This is a genomic window from Rubripirellula reticaptiva (genome assembly GCF_007860175.1).
Lineage (GTDB): Bacteria > Planctomycetota > Planctomycetia > Pirellulales > Pirellulaceae > Rubripirellula > Rubripirellula reticaptiva.
The window spans coordinates 1,625,298-1,642,674 of the sequence record NZ_SJPX01000002.1 but is presented as its reverse complement, the minus strand read 5'-3'; the positions used below and the strand labels follow the sequence as shown (position 1 = coordinate 1,642,674).

The 17,377-nt window shown below is 54.4% G+C and carries 14 protein-coding genes; 7 read left to right on the top strand and 7 right to left on the bottom strand.

Going from position 1 to position 17,377, the window contains the following annotated elements; translation table 11 throughout:
• Positions 1–4 precede the first annotated feature (4 nt).
• The 6 genes from Poly59_RS12415 to Poly59_RS12390 all read right to left on the bottom strand — a co-directional run bounded on the left by Poly59_RS12415 (position 5) and on the right by Poly59_RS12390 (position 8,878).
• Complete coding sequence (locus Poly59_RS12415; protein ID WP_146534315.1) at positions 5–985, bottom strand: alpha/beta hydrolase; 981 nt, start codon at positions 983–985, stop codon at positions 5–7.
• Positions 986–1,035: 50 nt separating this feature from the next.
• Complete coding sequence (locus tag Poly59_RS12410) at positions 1,036–2,181, bottom strand: putative glycoside hydrolase (protein ID WP_146534314.1); 1,146 nt, start codon at positions 2,179–2,181, stop codon at positions 1,036–1,038.
• A 60-nt stretch (positions 2,182–2,241) separates the two neighbouring features.
• A complete protein-coding gene (locus Poly59_RS12405) occupies positions 2,242–4,380 on the bottom strand; it encodes a right-handed parallel beta-helix repeat-containing protein (RefSeq protein ID WP_146534313.1) in 2,139 nt (712 codons plus the stop codon).
• Between the two features lie 67 nt (positions 4,381–4,447).
• A complete protein-coding gene (locus Poly59_RS12400; RefSeq protein WP_146534312.1) occupies positions 4,448–6,004 on the bottom strand; it encodes an alpha-L-fucosidase in 1,557 nt (518 codons plus the stop codon).
• Between the two features lie 49 nt (positions 6,005–6,053).
• Positions 6,054–7,271, bottom strand: a complete 1,218-nt coding sequence (locus Poly59_RS12395) for a putative glycoside hydrolase (protein WP_146534311.1) — start codon at positions 7,269–7,271, stop codon at positions 6,054–6,056.
• A gap of 113 nt (positions 7,272–7,384) precedes the next feature.
• Entirely contained in the window at positions 7,385–8,878 is a 1,494-nt protein-coding gene (locus tag Poly59_RS12390; protein ID WP_246151584.1) for a glycoside hydrolase family 28 protein, read from the bottom strand.
• A gap of 308 nt (positions 8,879–9,186) precedes the next feature.
• Between Poly59_RS12390 and Poly59_RS12385 the strand changes: the two genes are divergently transcribed.
• Together Poly59_RS12385 and Poly59_RS12380 are read left to right on the top strand one after the other, a co-directional pair.
• Positions 9,187–9,372, top strand: a complete 186-nt coding sequence (locus Poly59_RS12385; protein ID WP_146534310.1) for a hypothetical protein — start codon at positions 9,187–9,189, stop codon at positions 9,370–9,372.
• Positions 9,373–9,553: 181 nt separating this feature from the next.
• Positions 9,554–10,015, top strand: a complete 462-nt coding sequence (locus Poly59_RS12380; RefSeq protein ID WP_146534309.1) for a hypothetical protein — start codon at positions 9,554–9,556, stop codon at positions 10,013–10,015.
• A gap of 92 nt (positions 10,016–10,107) precedes the next feature.
• Here Poly59_RS12380 and Poly59_RS12375 read toward each other — a convergent pair whose 3' ends face one another.
• Positions 10,108–11,400, bottom strand: coding sequence for a hypothetical protein (locus Poly59_RS12375; RefSeq protein WP_146534308.1), 1,293 nt, complete (start codon positions 11,398–11,400; stop codon positions 10,108–10,110).
• A 202-nt stretch (positions 11,401–11,602) separates the two neighbouring features.
• Between Poly59_RS12375 and tssK the strand changes: the two genes are divergently transcribed.
• The 5 genes from tssK (at position 11,603) to tssB (ending at position 17,321) form a co-directional block, all read left to right on the top strand.
• On the top strand, positions 11,603–13,084 hold the full coding sequence (tssK, locus tag Poly59_RS12370) for a type VI secretion system baseplate subunit TssK (protein ID WP_246151583.1): 1,482 nt from the start codon (positions 11,603–11,605) through the stop codon (positions 13,082–13,084).
• The gene (locus Poly59_RS12365; RefSeq protein WP_146534306.1) at positions 13,084–13,770 is read left to right on the top strand and encodes a DotU family type IV/VI secretion system protein; all 687 of its coding nucleotides are present in this window, start codon (positions 13,084–13,086) and stop codon (positions 13,768–13,770) included. The genes tssK and Poly59_RS12365 overlap by 1 nt, the downstream gene beginning before the upstream one ends.
• Positions 13,771–13,789: 19 nt before the next feature.
• Positions 13,790–15,523 carry a type VI secretion system protein gene (locus Poly59_RS12360; protein ID WP_146534305.1) on the top strand — a complete coding sequence of 578 codons (1,734 nt, stop codon included), beginning with the start codon at positions 13,790–13,792 and terminating at the stop codon, positions 15,521–15,523.
• A gap of 132 nt (positions 15,524–15,655) precedes the next feature.
• On the top strand, positions 15,656–16,729 hold the full coding sequence (gene tssA / locus Poly59_RS12355) for a type VI secretion system protein TssA (protein ID WP_146534304.1): 1,074 nt from the start codon (positions 15,656–15,658) through the stop codon (positions 16,727–16,729).
• A 67-nt stretch (positions 16,730–16,796) separates the two neighbouring features.
• Entirely contained in the window at positions 16,797–17,321 is a 525-nt protein-coding gene (tssB, locus tag Poly59_RS12350) for a type VI secretion system contractile sheath small subunit (RefSeq protein ID WP_146534303.1), read from the top strand.
• Positions 17,322–17,377 lie beyond the last annotated feature (56 nt).

Sequence of the window (17,377 nt, the reverse complement as noted above, 5' to 3'; positions counted from 1 at the left end):
GACGCTAATGATTGATTTTCGAAAAGAACTGCACCGTGCGCTGGACAATCTCTTCTCGTGATGGATCGATTTCTGCATCGACCTTACGCCAATTGTGACCTGCGTTTTTGATGATCATGACCTCAACGGGTGCCTCCGCTTCGCTTGCCTTTTGCTGCATGTAATGAGCATGCTTGACCGGAATCGTCGTATCTTTGTCGCCCTGAATCATCAGCAGTGGCGGGCTGTCTTTACTCAAGTAGTTGATCGGACTGACTTCTTGGTAACGCGCCAATTTAGCCGTCGGATCCGAATCTGAGCCGAGAATGCGGGCGGCAAACCGATCCTTGAAGTTGGCTCGGTCATCGTGATTGAACAGTTCGGTTTTTTCGAAATCACACGGGCCATACCAAGACACGCCGGCAACCATTCGATAGGGGACTCCGGCAAGCGATGGATCTCCTGGTAACTGTTCAGGCGATGCCAGCAGCAGCATCTGTGCGATATGGCCGCCAGCGGAATCTCCCATCACGCAAATGCGCATCGGATCAATCCCGATCGTTTCACTGTTCTTCGCGAGGTAGCGAATGGCGTCTTTGCAATCGATGACGCAATCACGCATCGTGATGTCGCTGTCTTTCTTTGCCAGTCGGTAGGTGACGGGCGCAACCGCGAAACCTTCCTTGATCAACTGCTGGAAAACGATCGCAAAAGATCCGCTGGCAGCCTTGTACCGATTGCCTGCGGCCCATCCTCCGCCGTGAGTAAAGACAATCACGGGACATTTCTCGGAGGGCTTGGCCATCGGGTAATACAGATCCAAGGTTAGGTCTTTTCCCGAAACGTTCTTGTAAACAACTTCCAGCTTGCGCTCTCCGCCAGTCTCCAGATACTTGGCTCCCTTGGGCGTTGTCGAAGCTTTGCGCTGAGGTCGTGCTTCTTGAGCCGACATTACACTGGTTGCAAAAACTGCAATCATGATGGCGGTGATCGTTTGGATTCTCATTCTCTCGTATCCATTGGGGCTTGTTGTACGGCGCAGTTCACAACTGTATTTTATTCTTTAATTTCATCTTTAGGAAAAGCGAGCTTTCCATCCACGGGTTTCCAAGCGATGGTCGAGGCTTTTGTTTCGAGGTTGACGTCGACGCTGCAGTGTTCGAAATCCCGATGGTAGGCGTAGCCGTTCTTGGTGGCCTTGCTCAACGGTTTGCCAATTTCTTGGTCAAAGTCTTCGGACCAGTAGATGAGTGAGTCGTCGGCAGCATAGGAGTTCTCGTCGCCGCCCCAACTGTAGAACGAGTAGTCGTTGGCGATGATCAAGTAACAGGCGAGTGTAAAGTCGTGGGTGGAACCAAAGGCACCGTCTCCCGCTCCGCGGCAAAGAATGTATTTGTCGGGCGGAATCGCCAATAACTCGTCCATTAGCTTGACGGCTTCGTCTGCGGTCTCAACCGAGGAACGAAAGAACGCTTCGCAAAAGACGCCGTCTGCATGAGCGAGTGTGCTGGCGCCGGCTGCGCACTTGTTGGAGGATTGGACGCGATAGCCATTGTAGATGATGAAGCTTGATAGTCGCTGAAGGCAGCGTTCCACGCTTTCCAATTGGCCGCGAGCGTTGGCTCCCGGGGCACCATCGCAGAAAACTCCGTTCAAGGCACTTTCTTTGACCAACTGGTCGGCTGTGTCGGCCCACCAATTACGAGCTGAGTCATTGGGATAGGTCCATCGCACGGTTCCTTTCCGAACTTCTTCTACCCAGTCCGGGTGATGGGCAACGGTATCCCGAACGGTGGTGTAGAACTGTTTGTAAGCCGTATTCGTGCTCCAGTAAAACAGCACGCGCATGTCCGGGTTGTTCGTCAGCAGTTTCTTTGCGGTTTCCGCAGCAGCTTTTTCGGTGCTCGTTGCGCCGTAAATATTCTTTGCATGCCGCTTTTCGATCGTGAAGATCGCGAAATGGTCCCGGATGAAATTGTATTGTTCGGGCGTGTAGTCGTCGTTCCGGAAAGCGTGTCCGAAAAGACGCACTTTGGACCAGTCGCCTGGCCCAGCAGGTGCCGCATGGAGGGTGCTGGGGGAACTGATTTCCTGCGCGGTTGTGGAACCGTTTTGGCGGCTGATGGCTTCACAAAGGAAAACGGTTGTCAGGAGCCCCAAAAGGATCGCCCGAACGCAACGCTTGATAACTGGAAAGTTCATGGATTGATTTTCGTGGGATATTGGAGCCGCGAACAAGGAACGTCAGACGCAAACAGTTCGCTACTCCTTGTCTGTGCGCAATCCGACTTTGGACAAATCAATCGGAACAAACCCTAGTTTCAATGCCAGTGAATCTGGCTTGAAGCGAAAGTCACCATTCTCGGGATCGACGAACATCGGATCCACCGCCAAGCTGTGCGCGTCGACCCCTTCACGCTGCATCCTGTCCAGCGATGCCCGACTCGCTTCCGGATTCCCAGCACAGTAGTAGATGTTGTAATCCTTGTCGCCATCCTTAGCCTGTGCTTCTCGACTCTGGGCAAAGAACGAAGCGTTCGCTCCGGGATGATAGAAGATGTTGCGTTTGATCGTGCCGCCGGTCGAGGGCCCCTCTGTTAATCTCAAGTAGGAAACCGGACTTCCCTTGGCCTGACGTGAACCATCGAGAACGTAGGCGATGATGTTGTTTTCCGCCCGGTTGTTCAGCTTCAGAATCAGGCCTTGGGACGTGCACTTGTAGATCACGTTCTCGGCAACAAGGGTGTCCATCTGTCCGCCATCGGTTCGGATTCCAGACTGTGCGCCGATCGGATTGACGAGGTGATGAATATAGTTTCGGCGAATCACGTTCCCAGGGCCTGATCCACGAATGTAGATACCGTTTCCATCGCCCAGTTTTTCCATGGCATGATGGATTTCGTTGTATTCGATCAGGTTGTCATGGGAATGCAGGTAGGGGCGGACGTCATCAATGGTTGGATCGCGTGGCACCTCACCCACTTCATGCCTGCGAATGGATCGACTGACCTCACGGCCTGTATGCGTGATGAACTTGGTCACCATTCCACAAATGATCATGCCACAGTAGTTCGTGTTATGAATCAGGTTGTTCGCTATACGGTTTTCGCCGCTTTGCCACAGTAGGATGCCGGGGGAATGCCAATAGATTTCCCCGACGTGATGAATGTGATTGTTGTAGACGAGGTTCTTGATGCTGACGTCTTTGGTGCCTGGCCCGTATCCGCCTAGCAGGATGCCCGTCCCGCCAATATGCTCGATATGATTGTCGCGGATTTTGTTTTCCTGTCCGTGTAGGTCCACTCGCACCGCACCGCTGCCGCTATGCAGAAAATAACACTTTTCAACGACGCAGTTCTCTGCTCCGCGCAGACGAACCAAGGCATTGTCCTTGTCGACCATGTCCCAGTCGTGCTGCACCCCTGCATCGTCTTCGTCGACTGAATAGCGATCGCCATGCATAAACGTGAGACCGCGGAAGCAAAGGTTTCGCACCGGAACATCCGTCGGCCCCATTTCATCGATCTCGCCTTCGACGCGGATCAATTCCAGCAACTGCGGCGCAACGACAGGCGACTCACCTCGCGGCCACAGATAGACTTTGCCTTCTTTGGTATTGAGCACCCATTCACCTGGCTGATCAAGTTCCTCCAGCACGTTTTCGACCCAACAAGAATCCCCCAGGCTTTTCATGGCATAGGTTCCATCAATGGACGTGCGAGCGACTTGAGCTTCCTCGTCGACCGATACCAAAGGCAAGATGTTCACCATCCACTGATGGCTCGGACGAATGATGATTTCCACGTCTTCCAGATTCAACCAGTTCTTCAACTTACCCTCGGGAAAACGAAACTCTTTGAGGTCTCGGCCAGCTGTGGTTTTGAATCCGGCTGAACGTGCACGAGGCAGCAAACCCTCGGCGTCATAGAGCGCGTGAAAACGACCCGAAACGTTCGCGGCAAGGACCTTGCCTTGAGCCGCTTTGGGCAATCCGGGGATCGTTTCGGTTACCTGCTCCAAGCTTTCAATCTCCCGACCGGAACTAAACACCGGCTTTTCGTCCGGATAGGCCGCATAAGTAATCGTCGCATCGCCTGCCCCAGAATCTTTCAGGCCGAATACGACTGTCTCCTCAAGGAGATAGTTTCCCCCTCGCACCCGAACCACGATGTCCGTCGACTTGCTCTTTTTTAAATCGCGGACTGCATCTCGCGCACGTGCCAGCGTCGCGAAAGGCCCATCGGCTGCTCGATCATCGGGTTCAGCCACCGTTCCAGACCACGCATCGGAGCCATCCGGTGACACATAGAAATCAGCCGTTTCCAATTCAGCAGCACCCGAATTTCCGGCCAGTAGACCTCCAACCAACAACCCCAATAGAACCACGCTGTTGCGAATCATATTTTTCTCTTTGCCTTGTTAAGTTTCGACTCTGTTCACTGACCAGGCGTGGCAATCGGTTCATCGTCTACTTCCCACGAATCGCCTTGCGGACTTCGTCCATGACCGCCATGCATTCAGGGTTAAAGATCGGATGGTCATCGGTGACATCGGCGGTCATGATCAAGTTGATGGTCACGGGTACCTTGGCCTGGGCCATGCGTTTGAAGAAGTCAACATACTCCTGCGTCGAATGAACCGGGCCTGGGCCGTAGCGGCCATTCATCGGTTGATTTTGAAACCAACCGCCCTGGTCCATCAGGCACCACCAGGCCGGAGTGACATCACCTAATTGCTTTCCGGGGCCGATGAGCTGGGGATCGATCTGCCACAATTCACTGCCGCCATCGGTGACAGCCAGTTCGCTGAACGGGCCGACCGTCGGGCCTCGGTTTGAACTAAGCCCCACGACGGCGTTGGGATTGCCCGCCTTGATCGCGCGGGCCCATCCTTCCCAGGATGGCCTGAGTGGATAGTCCCATGCTAGTGCACCATCCATGTAGCCGAATCCCATCAGCTTTTTGCCATAACGCAGGCTGCATTCGCGAAGAATCGCCTCGATGTTGTCGCTGAAGCGTTTGGTGTCGGCATCATTGGCGCCCAACGCTTCCCGCCACTCCTTGGGGTCGTAACCGTTGTAGCCGGTATGCAGATAGAACAGCGTTCGAATGCCTCGCTGGTCCAGTTCATCAATGATTTCGCCCAGCAAGTCGCGCTCGGCGGTACGTCCCGGCGCAACCTTGTCGATCGCTGCGTTGGGGCCGGGCCAATAGAATCCCTGGTGCGTCGCGGTAAAGGTAATCCACGCGGCACCGGTGCGCTCAATGGCATCCGCAAAAACCTTAACGTCGAACATCTCCACTGAATTCTGGAACCACTCGGCTCTCTTTTTATCGATGTTGAATCCGCGGCTTTGTGATGACCAGTGGACGAAGATGCCGTACTTGCCATCGATCATCCACGAGGCATCACCGCGAATCGCCTTGGCACGATCGATTTGCCCCTGACGCGCAGCGACTGTTCCCAATTCGATGGAGAACAGGTTGAAATCCTCGGTGACCCCTTGGCCGAAACGCGTGGACTCGTTGGAGTTATTTCCTTCGGACGCCGTCGCGGGCTTTGCGTCAGGCAGACGCAGGGTGATCTGATTCACGCCGGCCTTCAAATGCAAGGTGCCCGTTAGTTCCTGACGCCAGAAAAAGGGGCGATACTCCCAGGTCCTGATCATGGACAGAGCGGTCAGTACAGAGTCCCCCGAACTCACTTCCAGTTGCGTCGGCTCTCGCTTGCTTAGTAGCACGTCCACTACGTAATCATCTTCTTTGGGAACATCGACCGTCCAGGTAATCGTGTCCTGAGGAGACTCAAAACCGTGCACCACATTACCACTTCTGAAGTGACGCTTCGCGTTGCCGGACAAGGTTCCACTTGAGGCAATGATCGCGGTCACGCCATCAGGATCCAGTTGGACGGCTTTTTCCGACCGTGCGGTGGCTTCCTCCTCCTGAGCACAGGCACACGTCGCCACACTCATCATCAACGCCGCTGACAGGACGACATCACGGAGAATCTCTCTACCTCTCATCTTCAATGCCTTGGTTTGCTATTTCATCTTTGTTGGCTGAATCAATTTTCTATCGCCAGGTGATCTTGGCTTGTCTGGTTTCAGTGTTCACCCAAACGTTGGCGTGTTCGAATTCACGGGTGAATTCCCAACCATCGGGCGTGGTGCGCCGGTAAGGCCCTTTGGGGGCGCCGAGTGGTTTTTCCAGATCGGAATACTCAACCAACGCTCCGGTTTCTAGCTTCCACCCCCAGCTGTACATGAAATAGGAATACGGCTGTGCGCCGATCAGATAGCACGCCTGCGCGAACTCTAGTTTTTCCTGGGACAGTCCCGGCATGTTGGGCTTCAGATTGCCTCGGCCGGTTCCTTCAACGCCAAGGCGGAAAACGGAGATTTTTCCATCCTTGGCGTTCCTCAACATGTGTCCCCACTCCGACAACAGACTTTCCTTGCTGGACTTCACCTTCGAATAGTTTTCAAACATGATCGCGTCACTGACGGGATACACGTGCTTGGCGTCGTCGCTGTAGGCATTGTTGGCGAGTAAGATCTTGTCGGCTGGCATCTTCTGTTTGAGCGACGCTATCATCTGGCCCATCGCCTTTTCAACCTCGGGGCGTGTTTCTGGATCGCGATACATGATGTTGCCGTGCATTTGGTCAATGAAGACGCCGTCGGTGCCGGATTCTTCAACGCCCTTGGCAACCGTTTCAACCCACCACTGGCGGAAATCGGGGTTCAGCACGTCATAACAGAATGCAACACCAAATCGCTTGATGAGTTCACCCGTTTTGGGGTTGGTGATTAGGAACTTTTTAAGTTCAGGATGTGCATCGATACGTTGACTGGTGAAGTTTTCATTGTACGAGGTATAAGGCCAAGCAAAGGCTGCATTGAAGTAGAACAACACTTTCAGGTTGGGCTTGACCTTCTTGAAGGCCGCCGCTTCATGCTTGGCACCTAGTTCGGCGGTCCCAAGTTCTTCCACCCCATGTGACTTTTCAATGCAAAGAAAATCGGTTTGCTTGGCAATCAAACGAACTTGCTCTGGGCGAAGCACACGGCTCTTGTCTCCGAACATGAAATAGCGAGGCGTGGTTTTCCAGCTAAATTTGGGATAAAAGTCCTTGGGCACAAAGCGACTTCCATCGCTGTTGATCAAGGTGCGATCATCCCGATGGTTTCCGTCTACGTTCTCTTGTCCGCTGGATATCGTCGCCAGCGAGAGGCACGCAAAGACAACGACTGCTAATTTACATTGAGTCACAAGTGTTTTTCTCTTCATCGGTTGTGTCTGAGGTACGCTCGCTCACACGCTCGCGTCTTGGCTAGGTTTTCGTCCACCCAGTTCGGATCACGTGCTACCCATTGATTTGCGCGACTAAGGAATCGGAAACGTTATCGTTCTACGAAACCCTCAACATCATCTAGCACCACCATCTGCCGCTGGTCCGCGTCGCGAATCGTCATCTGGACATTCGTGAATTCAATGTTTTTTGCGTGGCGGATGTAGGCGCCCCAAGCTGGAAGCACGCCAAAGAAGAACTGTTCCGGATAGCGATCAATGTCTTCTGCCACATCTCGCTTGGCATCTTTTCCAGTACCATTGCCCGGAAAGGAGAACTTGATGTTTTCCAGGATAACGTTTTCGATAAAGTGACCGGGGATGCCCGTGATCATAATCGGTCCGGCTTTCGACTTCTCGTTGTCTGTCACGCCCGGTGTAGTATCCACTTTAAGATTCTTGTACACCGCTTCAGCAGCTTTCGCCCGATCCTCGACGGTGACCTCAGCAACCACATCGCTGATTCGTATGTTTTTCAGCGTGCCGACGGGAGGACTTTCACGTCTTTCACCAAAGGTACTGCCTCGATTGCCCAAACGCATGAAGAGGGGACAACCTACATCTTTCATGACCACCCGTGATATCGTCACATTTTCGAGACGTCCGCCGTCCACCGATTGCAGCTTGATAGCGCCCATGGGGCAGTTATGGAAGTAACAGTTCGTCACCGAAACATCGATGAACCCGCCTCGGGATGAGCTGCCGAACTTCAGCGCCGCCGTGTTACTGTCCATTCGACATCCACGCACGACAATGTTTCGGCAAGGGTTTAGCGAACTCTTCAAGCAGATCGCGTCGTCGCCAGTGCTGATGTCGCAGTTCTCGATGAGCACATTTTCGCAGCCGTCGAGATCGAAACCATCGTTGTTGAAGTTGTTGTTGCGGAATCGCACGGTAACGGCGTTGAAGTGAATGTTCTTGCAGTCGATCAGGTGCAATCCCCAGAACGCAGGGCGCTTGTACGTGACGCCAGAGAATGTGATGTTCTCACAACGTTCCATGCGCATCAGACGTGGGCGGACACCAGAGTTCTTGCCACCCTTTCTGTTCCGGGGAAAGTTTTCGTGAGTTCCCCTACCATCGATCACGCCGAGCCCTTCGATGGTGATGTTTTTTGCGTTTTCAGCGTAGATCAAGCAATGAGCATCGCCCTCTCGAGGTCGGCTAAGGTTGTCCGTTGGGTAGTCAGCCGCATTGGTGCTGCCGAGCAGGCTGGCCCCGTAATCGAGCGAGAGCGTGACGTCGCTCTTTAGAATGATCGTTCCAATTTGAAAATCACCAGCAGGCACCCGCACAACGCCCCCGCCAGAATCGTGGCAGGCATCAATGGTCTCTTGCACTGCATTGGTATCCATGGCCACACCATCACCGACCGCGCCAAAGCTGCGGATACTGAAAACTTTGGCTTCACTCGCCTTGCTCGCTGCGGCGACTAAGGCTTGGTTGTCGATTCCAAACAGCGGCTTTGTGGACCATGTTCCGATGATGAATAACGCGATGCCCCATGGCATGAACCGCCATACCGAAAAATTAGCGAACGTGATCATGATTGTTGAGTAATCCAGGGATTGTGGAACAAATAGCCAACGCGTTGGCCACTGCAGACACTCAAGGCCAAGGCGGTGGCGGAAAAAATCGCTATCACGTCAAGCGACAGCGGGATACAAGGTGAAGACGAGAACAAACGACAAGATGCGAATCGGCAAACTGGAAGGAAAGCCAAATAGAATCATTGAACGCCGTTCATTCTAGACGCTCAGACGGCTCGACGCATCTAAGTCATCCTTGGGCAGCTTTCTCAGAGATGCCACAGGTGCATTCGCTCGGCGCGTCTCGAAATCAATAGGAAACAAGAATGACCGGATTGATCTACCTACTCAGTGGTGACGCGACGTTGATCGCGATGGAGGAGGCTCCGTACGACACTATGGACCACCTCCCGACGTTGGGTTGGTCTGGGTCAATCGCTGGGCATTCGTCCCGGAACAAACGGAAAAACGTAACTTCAGAATACGTTGGCGAAGTTCTTGGCGGCATGTGATTGGACCCTTTCGAAAATCAGTAAACCTGTAACCAAGCTAGATTTTTGAAGCCTCGTCTTCTGGCACTTTACGCTTCTGTTTTCGGTGTGTGCCGCGGTTGCATCCCGTTTCGGGGCCGGTGACAATCCGTGCCGAACCACACGTTGTCTGATTCGCCGCAATTCGCACCGAGCACTACGAATGAAGTACCAATCTGCTTTTGGCTGGACGCGTTTTGGCATCGCGACGCTTTTGTTTTTGACCCTTTGCGCGGCAGGGTCTTTGGTAGGCTTCCGCTATGGAATGTCCAAAGGAGTCGACGCCCAAGTCGATCAACGCATCGCTGCACTTCGGTTGCAAGTTTATCCAGTGATCTACCGTGTTACTGATTTGACTGGCGGTGCCGCCCAGCCAATCGTCGGAGACGCGTTGTCGGCCAAAGCTTTGGCTCGGGAGATCCAAGATGCTGTAGGGCAAATCCACTGGGGTGAAAACGGTGGTCCATGTACGCTTCGCGCGTTGGATCCCGAGTCGATTGTGGTCAGCGCGTCCACAATGGAACACGAGCTGGTTGTGGCCTACCTCGAGGGGCGGCGGAAAACGAAATCTGGAGCACCTGCCGCTGGGCCGGACCGTTTCGAGGTCTCTCTTAGCGGTAATTGATTGTCGGTTCGGAAACCGTCAAACGATAACGGCTGTTGTAACGTCGTCGTTTGGGAGTGCGCACGATTGGGTCAAGATCTGAATCCGCTTTGTCAGAATGCGAGTCGTGCTTCGAACACGAGACGCGAGTCGAACCAGTTTTTGTCTGCGGCGGTGAAGCCGGCGGCGCAGCCCAGTTCCCAAAGGCCCAGGTCGCTTTCCGGCCCCAGCACAAATCGAGCGCCCGGATAAAACTCGATAGCGGTTTCTCCATCGATTGATTCGAAGTTGGTCGCGCTCGTTGCGTTTTGTCCGCCGAATAGAAACGACAGTGTTCTGATTTCGAACGTGGGCAAGAAGGCGAAGACATCGCTTTCGGCTGCGATTGTGCTGATCCCCCACCCGGTCGACAACACATCGCCAGCAATTCCGTCGGTGCCCTTGATTGGCATCCAGTATTTGATTTCGGCAAACAGATAGGTCTCGGGACGCAGGCACTGTCTCGCCAGCAAGCCGTATTCCAGCGAGGTGTGTCCGGTACCTAGCCCGCGTTTGACGGGGCCGGTTGCTAGGTAGGTTCGAAAGATGGTTGCGATCTTGGTGCGTTTGCCATCGACCAGCAGCGCTTGGGCACCGAGAACCATGTCGCCAAATCCAGTCGTGTTTGCGTTGATTTCGGGATCGAGTGAACGCATGTTGTACTGAGTCAAAGCCATCGCTTTTTCGTTTCCGACAGCCAGTCGTACGGAGACGTCCTGGACGTTGAGCCCGGTTTCGGCTTTGTCTCGCTGTCCCCAATAGTACTCGGCACGGTCGGGTGTACGCAGGCCGTAGTCGAGTTGGTATCGAAAGCCGACATGCGGTGTTTGAATGGCGGTGTCGAGAACGTTCGGCGCGAACATCACTCGTTCGTACCCGATGCCTCGGTCGCGAGTTCGTTGGCTGCGAAAATTCGCTCCGATCATGAACCGCTCAAAGTCGATTGGAATCGGCGGGAAGTCGAGGTTCTGCCAGGGTGTCCATTGGCACGAGACGGTGGACGAGCATCCGTTGCAACCACAGCCGCCGGCTTGATTGCAGTTGCAGTCGCTTTGGTCGCAGGTGCCGTTGTCACAGGACAAGCTTGACTCGTCGATCGAATCGGACCAAATGGGCAGATCGCTGGGGATCGAATCGATTGTGCGCGAATCGAGCGGGATTGGTTCCATCGGTAGGGGATCGAAGAGCGGAGCTTCGATCATCCCTTGAGTTGGCATCCCCTGCATCGGCAGCGAGTCGTCGGCCGAAGATGTTTCGCGCAGCGGCGAGTCTGGCAGCTCATCCCACTGAACCGGCGTTTGTGCCGACAGCAGCGAGATCAACACCGTGTTGGTCAGCAGCAGTGCGATGATGGCAGACTTGATCACACTTCGACCTAGAGCTCCACAAGGACGTCGATTGACTCGAAAGTTGGCAAGTCTGGTTGGCGCGGCGTGAAACTCAATCGCGTCAACTCTATGGGTATTATCGTCTGGAAGTGTTTGCACGAATTAGCTAATCTACGCGCAAATAGACACGGCGAGTCAAATTGATTTGATGACAATCGCCAATCCTTCGGAAAGGAATCCGATGCAGAATCTTGCAGTCCATTGGCATGAGGGCCTGTTTCTTCGCCCCCACCATCTTCAGGCGTGGGATCGGCATTGGCATGAAAGCAACGCCGCGTCGGATCGTTGGCAGAACCCCTATAGCTATGGCTTAGCAAGTATCTCGATTAATGCTGACGCGCTCGCGTTGGGTTTCTTTCAGTTGGACGGAGTTCGAGCCAGGATGCCTGAGGGCACATTGGTCGAGTTGGCAGTTGGTGAATCAACCGAACGAGTTGACTTGCGAGCTGGTTTTGCGGCGGCGCCCACCGGAGCGACTTCTGGCGAAAACGCCACGATCCCGATCAACAGCCGAGACATCGTCGACGTGTTTTTGGCTGTTCCACGACTACAACTGGGGTCATCGAACGTCGCCGAGGGGGACCAGGGCGAAGGAGCCCGATATCGCCAATTACAGATCCATGTACCAGATGAAACCGACGGAGCCAGCGTCGAACCGGTCATTTTTCGCCGAGTCAACGCGGTCTTGATGCTTTCGACGGATGATTTGACTGGCTATGACGTCTTACGAATCGCGCGAGTGAAACGAGGAACGGTTGGCGGCGCGATTGCGGAGCTGGATGATCGATTCGTTCCTTCGTTAATGGATTGTGCTGCTTGGCCTCAGATGCGCCAGCGATTGCTGCGGCCAATTCATGACTTGATGCTGTTGAAAATCGAACTGCTTTCAAAGCTGGTGAATGATCACAGCCTTGGGATGGATGCTGATCAACCGGGCGATCTGCAGCGGATCTTGATGTTGCAGACTCTGAACCAGGCGGCAGCTGTGATCGGCGTGTTGGCACAGTCCAGCGGTGTGCATCCGTGGGCTGCTTACGTGGAACTCAGCCGCGTCGCCGGGGCATTGGATCTGTTCAGCGAAAGCCGAGCGTTGCAGTCGATCGCGGCATACGATCACGATTCGATTGGGCCGTTGTTCTACGCACTAAGAGCCCGGATTGAATCGCGAATCGCGTCGGTTGGACGCAGTGCCTATCAACAGCGTTACTTTGTTGGGGCCGGGTTGGGCATGCAGGTCAGCCTTGATCCACTGTGGTTGACCAGTGATTGGCAGTGTGTGCTAGGTGTGCGTCGTGGCAAGCTTTCGGCGTCGGGGCTCGAGAAAATTCTCTCGCCTGGATTGCTTGATTGGAAGCTGGGCAGTGCTCGACAAGTCGAGGCGTTGTACAGCAAGCGTGCGATGGGGTTGGAACTGAAACCGCTTCGTGAAGTCCCGCGTTCGCTGCCGTCGCAATCCGATTGGAGTTTCTTTGAAATCGGCGGCAGTGGCCCGGCGTGGACAGATGTCCTAGACACCGGCACGATTGCGATGCGGTTGCGAGAACAGTTGATCGAAGATCCGCGGCAACTGTCAGGAAGCCAGACCTTGAAGGTTCGCATCGACAGTCATTCGGCCTCGCTTCAGTTCGCCGTGTTTGCCATCCAGCGAACGGGCAACGCCTGATGAAGGAATCACTCGAACAATTTGTTGACGACTATATCGAAAGCGTGCTTGCCGTCATTGATGCCCTCCACACCGGCGACGCGGTGGATCACATTAGCTTGCATGAATCATTGGCGGGTCGCATCGAAGCGGCACGCCAAAGTCATCACCACGATGGCGATTGGGAGGCTGCGATTTACGCGTTGGTCGCCTTGACGGACGAGTTGATGCTTGAAATGCCCTGGTCTGGCCGAATTTGGTGGAACGATCATGTATTGGAAGCCAGCGTGTTCGGATCACGCGTCTGTAGCGAACGGTTTTATCAGCTTGCGGCCGAGGCTTCCCGTGACTCGTCATCGCATGGTCGGGTTACGAGTGGCCAGGTTTCCGGTGGACCCAGTGGTGGTGTGCTGCGAGTTTTTTATGACTGTGTGCTGCTTGGCTTTCGCGGCGTCTATTCGGTGCCCGGGCTTTCGGCGTCGACGACCAATGCACTCGGGATTCCGCCGACGATCGAAGATTGGCTGGCACGAACTCAGCACTATTTGGCCGACGATTCCACCGCGGGTGAGCCCGCACGCCAGCATCGTCAGCTAAGCGGTGCTTCGCCCAATGCTTTAAGGCGAAACATCGTTTGGTGGACCGTCGCAGCAGGCGTGATGTTGATTGCCAACATCGCTGTCTTTTCACTCACGCGTCACTCATGATCCGCCGGGAGAATCACAGATGCCAGACGACGCCCAGCCAAGTCTCGTTGACCGCGTGAAATCGCGACTGAATTTTTCGCTTGCGGCGATTGTCGCTTCGCTGGTCGGAGTGTTCTTGTTGTGTCTCGCGCTGGTTGCGTGGCTGATCTACTCGGTCGATCCGACTCGAATCGCTTGGGGCGACTACATGACAATCGAACGCAGTGCCGGATTGCTGGTGCTGTGGGTGCTTTCGTGCGGCGTGACCTATTTGACGGTGCGGACTTGGATGAGCGACGTACCGCCTGGCGATGTGCGAGTTCGCGATGGCTGGAGTGCAGGTGTAAAACTACTGTCGCGGCATGGGCTTGCGTTGGACGGGATTCCCTGTTTCGTAGTGCTTGGATGTGAAACGCGGCATCAGCAAGACGCTTTGGTGGGGACGGATGGTTTTTCGACGACGCACTCTGCGTCAGGTGCCGCGCCGGCGATTGACTGGCACGTGACCGAGGAACGGATCTTGGTCTTCTGTCGAGACATCGGGGTCTACGGTGGGTTGCTGCGCAGCGGTGAATTGGATGCTGATGATGAACCAACGCCGATTCGCGTGAACTCGAAATCTTTCGATGCCAAGCAGGTTGCTGCGGACGCGTTTGATGACGCGACCGCGGAAACGAAAGAAGACGTCATGTCGCTTGGAGCGACGGACCATGAACTCAGTGCGGGTAGGCCGTTGCAAAGTGATGCAACGGAGTCGGACAGTAGTCGGGCGGCGGTTGCCGTCGTAGAGCCTCGAGTTGGTTCGAAAAGCATGACTTTGCAGCCCGACGCAGTGACCAGTGCGATGCAAACACTTGATCATGCTCGTTCGCTAGTTTTGGATGCCCAGTCGATCATCCCCGAATCGGCGCCGGTGCGTTCGATTCCGGATTCGTTGTCATCGACTAAAACTACAAAATGCCAAGATCAACTGTCGCAGTTTTGCACGCGTCTGCGAGCGGAACGTTTTCCTCATGCTGCCATCAACGGTACGCTTGTGATTGTCGACTCTGACACTCTGACTGATCGGAGTTCAGGCAATGGCGAAGCTGGACGTACGCTCGGACGAGCAATCCGAAGTGATCTGGACCAAATGCAGGCGGAACTTGGGATCGTCAGCCCAGTCACTATGATGGTCGTGGAGAACAATCATGCGGACGACTATCGAGAACTGCAGCGGCGGCTGCGAATGGTCGAAAAGGAAACAGCCTTACCGCTCGGTCGATCGTTTGTGTCCGAGGAAATTCCTACGGTTGATGCAATGAACGAATTGGCCAATGACACTGTTCGCATGATTGAATCACGGGTTCAACAAGTCTTTCAGATCCCACGCTCACTGACTCAGCCGCAAAACCATCGGCTCGTGCGAGTGCTGATCCAATGTCGGCGTTGGCGATCATCGCTACGTAGCCTGTTGGTTGAAAGTTGCGCGGTCAATTCCGTCCCGCAATCGCTTGCGTCTCATGCTGGAGGTTCGGGCGCTGACGCCGGAATCGTTAGTGGTCTGTTTGTCGCGTCGTCGGGTGCTGGCTCATCTGGTGGCACGACCAAGACGGGAAGCTTCTTCGATCCGGTCGTGAAACACATGATCGCCCAACAAAATCATCTTACGTGGACCGCCGCACAGCGGCGTCGTTGGCGCAACCAACGCCATGTTGCCAACGCAATTGTTTTTACGACGTTGGCGTTGCTGTTGCTTTTGCTAGCTCAGTTGTGGAAAGCGACTTGGTCATAAATCGGCAAAAATACGCAAAAGTCGTCAATGTGATTCAGGCTATCGGGCCGTACAGTCGATTCAATCGTTAATGCCTTCACTTAACATCGATGGCGGACTCGGACTCGCAATGACAAGCCAGGGCAATTTCCAATGACGACTGACGCATGCCAGTCTTTTGCCACACCGTTATCCTCGGATTCTCCTTCGGGTGCCAATCTCGAGTACGACGCTCGGTTTGTGGAAATGATGCGTCTGAGCGAAGGTACACGCGAGCAACAGTACGGAAAAACGATCATCGCCGCCCAGCCACCGGAATGGCGCGCGATCCATCAACTGGCTTTGGAACTGGCGACCGAAACACGAGACTTGCGCGTGGGTGTGATGTTGGTCGAAAGCATGACTCACATCGAGGGCTTGAACGGGCTTGCCGACGGCTTGGCATTGATCCGCGGTTGGGTTTGCGATTTCTGGGATGACGTTTATCCGCAGATGGATGCGTCCGATGGTTACGACCCATTTGTTCGGATCAATTCGCTCGGACGCCTCTGCGAGCCCGAGCGTCTACTCGCGATGATCGGCCGAATTCCCTTGGTCGAAGCTCCGCCGCACATCGTTGTTACGGTCAACGACGTTCGACGTTCCGCTGGTGAGGCGCCAACCACCGTTTACGCCGAACGCGCGACACCGATGGAAGTCGAGGCGGCATTTCTGGCGATGTCGGTTACCGAACTCAGACAACGTTATGAGCTTTGCCAACGCGCTGACAACTCGTTAAAACAAACAATCGAGTTCCTCGAGCAGACGGTTGGCATTGGGGTTTGGGATGCGAGTGTGCTTTCCGCCAAGATCGCTGTCTGTCGAGACATTTTGAAGACGCAGCTTCGACGACGTTTGTCGGTGTCGGACGCGATCATCAAAGACGTCAGTTCGAGTCGTGTGGCGAACGAACCAGCGGACACCGATTCCGATGCGTGGAGTCCCGGCGACGTTGATCAATCCATCCAAGACATCGCTCGCGTTCGCGTTGAATCGCGAGAGGATGCGGCTCATGTGCTTGAAGCAGCGACGAGGTACTTCGAGAAGCACGAGCCATCGAGTCCTGTGCCGTTGCTGTTGCGTCGAGCCCGTCGATTGATTAACCAGGACTTCGTGGGCATTCTGCGCGAGTTGGCTCCGGAAGCACTCGTTCAAGCAAAAAACTTGGCAGGCGATCTTGATGAATGATCGCTTGAAACTAAACCACTCAATTTAAGACTCTCCCTACGAAGCCAGACTTACAAAGGTAGCTCAGATGTCCGAAAGCAGTCAGAAGTTTATTTCTCGCAATCGGCCGCCTCGTGTTCAGATTGAATACGACGTGGAAACGTACGGTGCAGAAAAGAAAGTGCAACTTCCGTTTGTGATGGGAGTTTTGGCTGACCTATCGGGCAACCCCTCTGACCCGCTTGCCGACGTTGCCGATCGCAAGTTTTTAGAAACGGACATCGACAATTTTGACGAACGTCTGAAGTCGATGAAGCCACGAGCTTCGTTTCAGGTACCAAATACACTGACCGGCGAAGGCGATTTGAGCGTCGATTTGACCTTTGAATCGATGGACGACTTTTCACCAGGCCAAGTTGCCCAGCGTGTCGAGCCGTTGGCGAAGTTGCTCAATGCGCGCACTGAGTTGTCGCACTTGGTGACATACATGGACGGTAAGACCGGGGCCGAAGAACTTGTTTCGCGACTGATCAATGATCCCGAGTTACTGAAGGAATTGTCCGAAAAGCCGCTCACCATCGACTCAGCTAAACCAGAAGCCGACGCGGCCTAAACCGAACGCCACCAACGGCAAACCACACGTTGCCGGCTGAAAACCAACATAAGAAA

Coding starts and splice junctions, on each gene's coding strand:
- Poly59_RS12415 (WP_146534315.1), bottom strand. CDS start 985: ATGAGAATCCAAACGATCACCGCCATCATGATTGCAGTTTTTGCAACC.
- Poly59_RS12410 (WP_146534314.1), bottom strand. CDS start 2,181: ATGAACTTTCCAGTTATCAAGCGTTGCGTTCGGGCGATCCTTTTGGGG.
- Poly59_RS12405 (WP_146534313.1), bottom strand. CDS start 4,380: ATGATTCGCAACAGCGTGGTTCTATTGGGGTTGTTGGTTGGAGGTCTA.
- Poly59_RS12400 (WP_146534312.1), bottom strand. CDS start 6,004: ATGAGAGGTAGAGAGATTCTCCGTGATGTCGTCCTGTCAGCGGCGTTG.
- Poly59_RS12395 (WP_146534311.1), bottom strand. CDS start 7,271: ATGAAGAGAAAAACACTTGTGACTCAATGTAAATTAGCAGTCGTTGTC.
- Poly59_RS12390 (WP_246151584.1), bottom strand. CDS start 8,878: ATGATCACGTTCGCTAATTTTTCGGTATGGCGGTTCATGCCATGGGGC.
- Poly59_RS12385 (WP_146534310.1), top strand. CDS start 9,187: ATGACCGGATTGATCTACCTACTCAGTGGTGACGCGACGTTGATCGCG.
- Poly59_RS12380 (WP_146534309.1), top strand. CDS start 9,554: ATGAAGTACCAATCTGCTTTTGGCTGGACGCGTTTTGGCATCGCGACG.
- tssK (WP_246151583.1), top strand. CDS start 11,603: ATGCAGAATCTTGCAGTCCATTGGCATGAGGGCCTGTTTCTTCGCCCC.
- Poly59_RS12365 (WP_146534306.1), top strand. CDS start 13,084: ATGAAGGAATCACTCGAACAATTTGTTGACGACTATATCGAAAGCGTG.
- Poly59_RS12360 (WP_146534305.1), top strand. CDS start 13,790: ATGCCAGACGACGCCCAGCCAAGTCTCGTTGACCGCGTGAAATCGCGA.
- tssA (WP_146534304.1), top strand. CDS start 15,656: ATGACGACTGACGCATGCCAGTCTTTTGCCACACCGTTATCCTCGGAT.
- tssB (WP_146534303.1), top strand. CDS start 16,797: ATGTCCGAAAGCAGTCAGAAGTTTATTTCTCGCAATCGGCCGCCTCGT.